This window comes from Pseudohalioglobus lutimaris, assembly GCF_002866825.1.
Lineage (GTDB): Bacteria > Pseudomonadota > Gammaproteobacteria > Pseudomonadales > Halieaceae > Halioglobus > Halioglobus lutimaris.
Window position 1 is genome coordinate 524,804 of sequence record NZ_PKUS01000002.1, and the last position, 6,000, is coordinate 530,803.

Genomic DNA, 6,000 nt, shown 5'->3' on the forward strand with positions numbered 1-6,000 from the left:
ATTGCCCCAGCCCATCGGGGTAGAAAAGGGAAAGATTACCGTTTATGTGTTGGCGGCTGGCCGTATAATGCGCGCCATGGCAAAAAAGAAATCCAACAAATCCAGTAACATCATCGCCCAGAACAAACGCGCGAGCTTTGACTACCATCTGCTGGAAACCTTCGAGGCGGGCATCGCCCTGTCTGGCTGGGAAGTCAAAAGCCTGCGTATGGGCAAGGCCGACCTGGCTGATTCCTACGTGCTGATGAAGAACGGGGAAGCCTACCTGCTGGGCGCCCATATCATTCCGCTGGACACCGCCTCCACCCACTTTGTGCCCGACCCCACGCGCACGCGCAAGCTGCTGCTGCATAAAAAGGAGCTGGCGCGCATACTCGCGGCCATCACCCAGAAAGGCCAGACCTGCGTGTGCACGCAGATCTACTGGAAAGGGCACCTGGTGAAGGCGCGTATTGCGCTGGCACAGGGCAAAAAGGCCCATGACAAACGCGACTCGCAAAAGGACAAGGACTGGGCCCGCCAGAAACAGCGCATTGTGCGCGACAACGTCAAACAGTAAGTCTCGCACCGGGGCCGGGCCAGCCTACCGCCCCGGTCTCATGTCAGTATGCCCGTGGCGCGCAGCAACATACGTAGCGCCACAATCCCCAGGAACACGCCAAAGGCCAGGCTCAGTTGACGCCTGGACAGCTTGTGGGCAAGGCGCGCGCCTAGCGGCGCCATCATCACCGTCATCGGTGCTATCAGCGCCACGCCAACCAGGTTCACGTAGCCGATATTGGCCGCCGGCAGGCGCGGGTCACCCCAACCGTTGACGATAAAGCCCAGGGTGCCGGGCACAGCAATCAGCAGGCCGAACAGCGCCGCCGTGCCCACCGCGCGGTGGATGGGCTGGCTCATCATGGTGAGCGTGGCCACACTGAAAGTGCCGCCGCCTATGCCCATCATTGCCGAGAGACCACCAATCATCGACGGGGTGATAATGCCCCCGGGGCCGCGGGGCACTTCTTTCCAGGGGCGGTAGTCTTCCAGCGGCAACAGCATCTGAATGGCGATCAACAGGGCGACCACCCCGAAAATAGCCGCCAGCACCGAACTGTCTACCGCTGCGGCCACCACGGAACCCATCATCGAGCCTACGAAGATGAACGGGCCCCATTGCTTCACCAGCTTCATATCCACCGCACCACGGGCATGGTGCGCTCGCGCCGAAGACATAGAGGTAAAGATAATGGTCGCCAGGGAGGTACCCACCGCTACGTGCATGCGAATCGCCGGGTCCACCCCGCGTATCGCCAGGGCCGCGTCCAGCACCGGCACGATGACAATGCCGCCGCCAACGCCGAGCAAGCCGGCGATCAGGCCCGCTACCACGCCCGTGGCAAGCATGGTGAACACCAGGGGAAGCAAGCCTTCCATAGATTTCTCCGTCTGTAGTGCCCTGCAGAATACAATGCCGCGCCGGGGCAAAGCCAGCGTGAAGAACAAAGCATCGCCAGCCGGGTACTGACCCGGGGTTCGCGTTATGTGCAGGAACGCCGTCTACCCGGGCGGCAGGGTGCCGCCACAGCAATAGAACAGCAGGTTAAACGCACCAGGAAATGCGCGAGCGCAATACCACTCAGGTCATCGCGGAGACCAGGGACTGAATTTCTTCCTCGTTTTCACAGAGCATGGTGTGCAGTGTTTCCGCGTCCATGCCCATACGGGCCAGCGCATCGAGGTCGCCAAGGTGCGCTGCCGCACCGATTCCGGCCCTGCCCAGCAGATTGCCAACGAACAGCAGGTCACTGAGGTCTGCCGGGACCCGGCGGTCCCGCTCTTTCAGTTCCTGCTCGTCTACCGCATGGGCGATCGAGTCCGGGAAGCTCCACGACTCAACAATGGCCCGGGCCACCCCCGTGTGCCACTGGGCGAGCAGCTGGTCCAGCGCCTTCCTGTCGGTAAACAACGCAGGATGATCCGATGACTGGGTGAAGATATAGAACTTGCCGACGGAATTGAGCAGGCCTGCGAGCATGGCCTCGTCCGGGTTGGTTTCACCGCCGGAATGCTTCGCCATTATGTAGCAGATAGCCGCCACGGTTATGCTGATCTTGCGCAACCTGACCAGGTCTTCAATGCAGGGGCTGCCCTTGGGCGCCTTGAATGCCTCGCGGGCGGCAAAGGACACGGCTGCATTCTGCACCATATCCATGCCTACACGCGAAATGGCCGTGGGGATATCGGTCACCTCAATAGGCCCCCGGCGCATCATCGCCGAGTTGGCCATGCGCATCAGCCGCGCGGCCAGCGCCGGCTCCGTTGCCACGATAGCGGCAAGCGACTGGATATCTGAATTTGGGTCACGGATACACTCCTGCACCCTGATGGCGGTGTCGGGAAACGGCGGCAGCTCAAACTCGCCTTTTTGCAGGTCTGAGGCGAGTTGCTGCACGAACTCGCGTATGGCCACATCCGGCACATATTCCTCAGCCGTTTGCAGGCCCTCCTCCTCGTCCTCCCTGATCGGGTTGATGTGTTTTGAGGAGATGCTTTTTACCTGATTGCCCATGCTGGAGACCTGTTCGCCTGTACTGATGCCGAAAATCACAATACTGCCCTGCCATGGCGCCACAAGGCTAGAACACAGCGCTGTTTTTCTGCACTATTCTACAAATCGTGGGCAGTGCCCAGCGTTTGCAGCCCCCCCCGGACAGCGTGTACAAACCCCCTTGAAAATATACACCTGCAGCCCCATTAATGGCGTATAATGGAAAGTCACACGGGGGCGATTTGGATTCGACGACGGATACAAACCCTTAGGTGCATGCCGTGATGGCAGCCAATCACGTAAATCAAAAGCTGTAAACTTATAGTTGCCAACGACGACAACTACGGTGCCCAACTGGCTGCGTAAGCAGTCACAAAAGCACTTCTAGTGGCTTCGGCCCTAGCGGTCTTTAGCAAGGTTCCAGCCCCGCGCTACTGACTGTCATATAGAACTGGATCGCAGCAGGGTTTGTTCTGGGCCATGCAGCTAAATTTGAACAGAACTCGCCAAGTACGTCCTGCCCGTTGGGCTGTATGCGGTTAAATTAATTAACGGAATCTAAGCATGTAGAGCCGAAGGCAGCGGTCTGGCGGACGCGGGTTCGAGACCCGCCGCCTCCACCAATACAGAGAAGGGTCACCCCAGCGGTGGCCCTTTCTCGTATGTATTCCGGACGGAATTGAACCGGCAGCCCACAGGGCGCGGGTGGCCGAGCGCAGCGAGGTCTGTCGAAGACGTCCCGAAGGGGCGGCATAGACGCGAGACCCGCCGCCTCCAACAATTACACGCCTAGCAACATCATGATGTAGATGCTTCCATAAGGTGTCCGTACTGGACGCCTTATGGTGGAATCTCGCGCATGCCCCTATATAAATTAATTAGTTACAGCTGCCGGACAGCTTTCCGTAGAATCTCGGCGCGGACATTTGCAAAGTAAAACTGGCCTCTTCATCAATCTCTAGTCCACGGTCATGGGAGATGCAAAAGTCTTCCACCTGTAGATCCATGACTTCATGCGGGACAGTGCGGCGATCTACATTTCACCTCGAAACTCTTCCAGTACGATTTAGCGGCTCAGCTAAGGTACTTAGTTAGACTGTCATGAAGCTAAGAAAAGCTGGCCTTGAAGCTCTTTGGCTGAAGGTGAACATACTGGTCAACTGCGCCATTTAATTGATAAATGCGGGCGCGTTGTTTGAAGTCGAATACTCGATAGAGTGAGTACTGCGCTGATTTTTCTTTGGAGAAGTCCAATTCGTTGTCCGTTATGAAGAACGGCTGATATTTTCCGCTATTCGTAGTTTTGACCTCGATAAATAACTCTTCATCCTGTGAAGGATTGAACGATCGCACGTCATACCCAAGGCCATCACCACGATCCCTACTACTCCACTCAACTTCTTTGGCCAAATCTGCTCGATTCAGCGCCCTCAGTCGATGCCGTTCGTACTCAATCACGAATGCTTCCCCATTCTCACCAAGGCTCCGATTGGCCTGCTCTCGCTCAGAGAAATTCAACTTAACTGCGGCGTACTTGCGCTTAGGCTCCTGAATAGTGGCCAGCTTTTCCGGAATCTCCGCATCGAGAACTATAGACCAATCTATAGCCGCAGGCTCAGCCAATTCCGCCTCCGACGCTGACTCGAGCATATAATCTAGCTCGGTTTGGTGCCCGGCGAGATAGGCCAAGACAACCGATTTCAACTGGGCTTGATAGTTGTAGGCAGGCTTATATCCCTGAATGTAGGGCTGCCCCATTTCCAGCAAAATAGCACTAATATTCTGGTGCTTATACTCGATCGAGCCGTCGCCGCGACCATTGAGCAGTGTTTTCAAATTAGAACGGTGCTCGGTTTTGTTGTAGGACTCGCCCGCCAGCTCAAGATTAAGCATGGCAAAGTAATCACGAACAATCGCCTCGCACTCTAACCAATCCCAGCCATTGCCTACCTCAAGCAGGGAAGACACATCGTCGCGAGACAAATTGCGATATAGCGCAGCGCGAAGAAGCTCCCGCGCCACACCGAAACTCAGTAGTTCGTAGAGTTCATCATCCAGCTGAACAAAACTAATGTTATTCGTTACCGCGCCAGGGCCACTCGGCGTGGTGAGGGCTGCATATTCGGCTTCACTACCTGGCTTGACTCTGTGATGCCAAAATCCACTACTGCGGAGGTGAAAGTACGGCAGATGCGGATTGTTTCGATCTTGGGGCCCAGCGAGTCGATCAAAATGGTCTTTGAATTTGTCTCTGAGATTCTGATCAAAATATATACGGTTATCGGTTACGGTTTCCGCTTCAATCAGGTCAATAATGGCTAGCAGCATCGCCACTTTGTGGGGGCTCTTCTCCGAACCTCCACGGCTGTTCATCTTCAAATTCGAAAAATGGCTCTCGTAATCCAACAAGCTCATTTATCACCCCAATAGTCTGCCTTCTCGGGTATTATCCAACGCACCCCCCCTCGGGGGTCAGAGCCTGTTTCTTCATACCTGGGGATCAAGTGAATGTGCAGGTGGGGAACAGTCTGTCCAGCCGCCGAGCCGTCATTGATACCAATATTGTAAGCACTGGGCTGATATTTCTTGTCCAATATGCCTTTGGCTCTCTCCACCAACAGGAAAAGAGACGCCTTTTCTTCAGGCGTCGTATCGAAAAACGATTCTACATGTCTCTTGGGAATGACGAGGCTATGGCCCATAGTTATTGGATAGCCATCCTCCATCAAGAATCCATCGCTGTTTTCTTCAATAATACGGCCCAGCGAATCATCTCGGACGATTCTACAGAAAAGGCAGTCTGTATTTTCCATCAATCAGTTACCCTATCACCAATTCAGAACTACTGCTGTGTCTTAGTCTTCAGGTTCTGATATTGGGTCCAACCTCAAATACTCAAAATATTCGTACTAGCCCTCTAGTTGTCGAAGGATAGCCTACTCAGACATGACTTTACTCTAACGAAAGCTGCGGTTCAGTGCACATCCGGCACCTGCAGCAGGAACTCCAGTCGATCAGTCGCCGCCGCAAGAGTATAGGCGCAGTACACAAATTCATGATAGCTGAGACCCTCCACCGGATGAATGGCCCTACCCTGCAGGGCCATGTCTTCATCCAGCATGAACTCCACGATATCGATGTTCTGGTTGCGCCGCCAAGTCAGCTTTACCAACTGATCTACGGTCAGTTCATCAACCAGTTCTGGGGTGGCTGCCTGGGCCAGGAATATGACCCGCCCTTCGACCTCATAGATCCGCACATGGTGTTTTCGCTGTAGACTGCGCTCACCAAAATGAAGGTCAGCCCTATCTCCCTTCGGTCGCTAACACCCTTCATAACAGCCTCATACTGGCCGTACCGAGCTTTCTTGCCATTGGACTGTTGATTTGCACCGAAAGTTGACCCCCTGGGGATGCGGCCCTTTTCTTGGACTTATTTAGTTCGTTAAACCCAAGCTATCACGGTAC

The 6,000-nt window shown here is 55.0% G+C and carries 6 protein-coding genes and 1 other RNA gene; 2 read left to right on the forward strand and 5 right to left on the reverse strand.

The features are described 5' to 3' along the window. Window positions 1-76 precede the first annotated feature (76 nt). A complete protein-coding gene (gene smpB, locus C0039_RS04575) occupies window positions 77-559 on the forward strand; it encodes an SsrA-binding protein SmpB (protein WP_076002271.1) in 483 nt (160 codons plus the stop codon). Window positions 560-597: 38 nt separating this feature from the next. Here smpB and C0039_RS04580 read toward each other — a convergent pair whose 3' ends face one another. Together C0039_RS04580 and C0039_RS04585 are read right to left on the reverse strand one after the other, a co-directional pair. Further along, window positions 598-1,419 (reverse strand): sulfite exporter TauE/SafE family protein, encoded by an 822-nt coding sequence (locus tag C0039_RS04580; protein WP_076000313.1) that lies wholly within the window; start codon window positions 1,417-1,419, stop codon window positions 598-600. Window positions 1,420-1,621: 202 nt separating this feature from the next. Then, the gene (locus tag C0039_RS04585) at window positions 1,622-2,593 is read right to left on the reverse strand and encodes an HDOD domain-containing protein (protein ID WP_243391552.1); all 972 of its coding nucleotides are present in this window, start codon (window positions 2,591-2,593) and stop codon (window positions 1,622-1,624) included. A gap of 173 nt (window positions 2,594-2,766) precedes the next feature. Between C0039_RS04585 and ssrA the strand changes: the two genes are divergently transcribed. Next, window positions 2,767-3,156, forward strand: a transfer-messenger RNA (tmRNA) gene (gene ssrA, locus C0039_RS04590). A gap of 484 nt (window positions 3,157-3,640) precedes the next feature. On the opposite strand, the gene C0039_RS04595 is transcribed toward ssrA, so the two are convergent. The 3 genes from C0039_RS04595 to C0039_RS04605 all read right to left on the reverse strand — a co-directional run bounded on the left by C0039_RS04595 (window position 3,641) and on the right by C0039_RS04605 (window position 5,792). Then, complete coding sequence (locus tag C0039_RS04595; protein WP_076000312.1) at window positions 3,641-4,948, reverse strand: protein NO VEIN domain-containing protein; 1,308 nt, start codon at window positions 4,946-4,948, stop codon at window positions 3,641-3,643. Continuing rightward, on the reverse strand, window positions 4,945-5,346 hold the full coding sequence (locus C0039_RS04600) for an HIT family protein (RefSeq protein WP_101517364.1): 402 nt from the start codon (window positions 5,344-5,346) through the stop codon (window positions 4,945-4,947). Before C0039_RS04600 ends, C0039_RS04595 begins: the two co-directional genes overlap by 4 nt. Before the next feature lie 161 nt (window positions 5,347-5,507). Continuing rightward, on the reverse strand, window positions 5,508-5,792 hold the full coding sequence (locus C0039_RS04605; protein ID WP_101517365.1) for a hypothetical protein: 285 nt from the start codon (window positions 5,790-5,792) through the stop codon (window positions 5,508-5,510). Window positions 5,793-6,000: the final 208 nt, after the last annotated feature.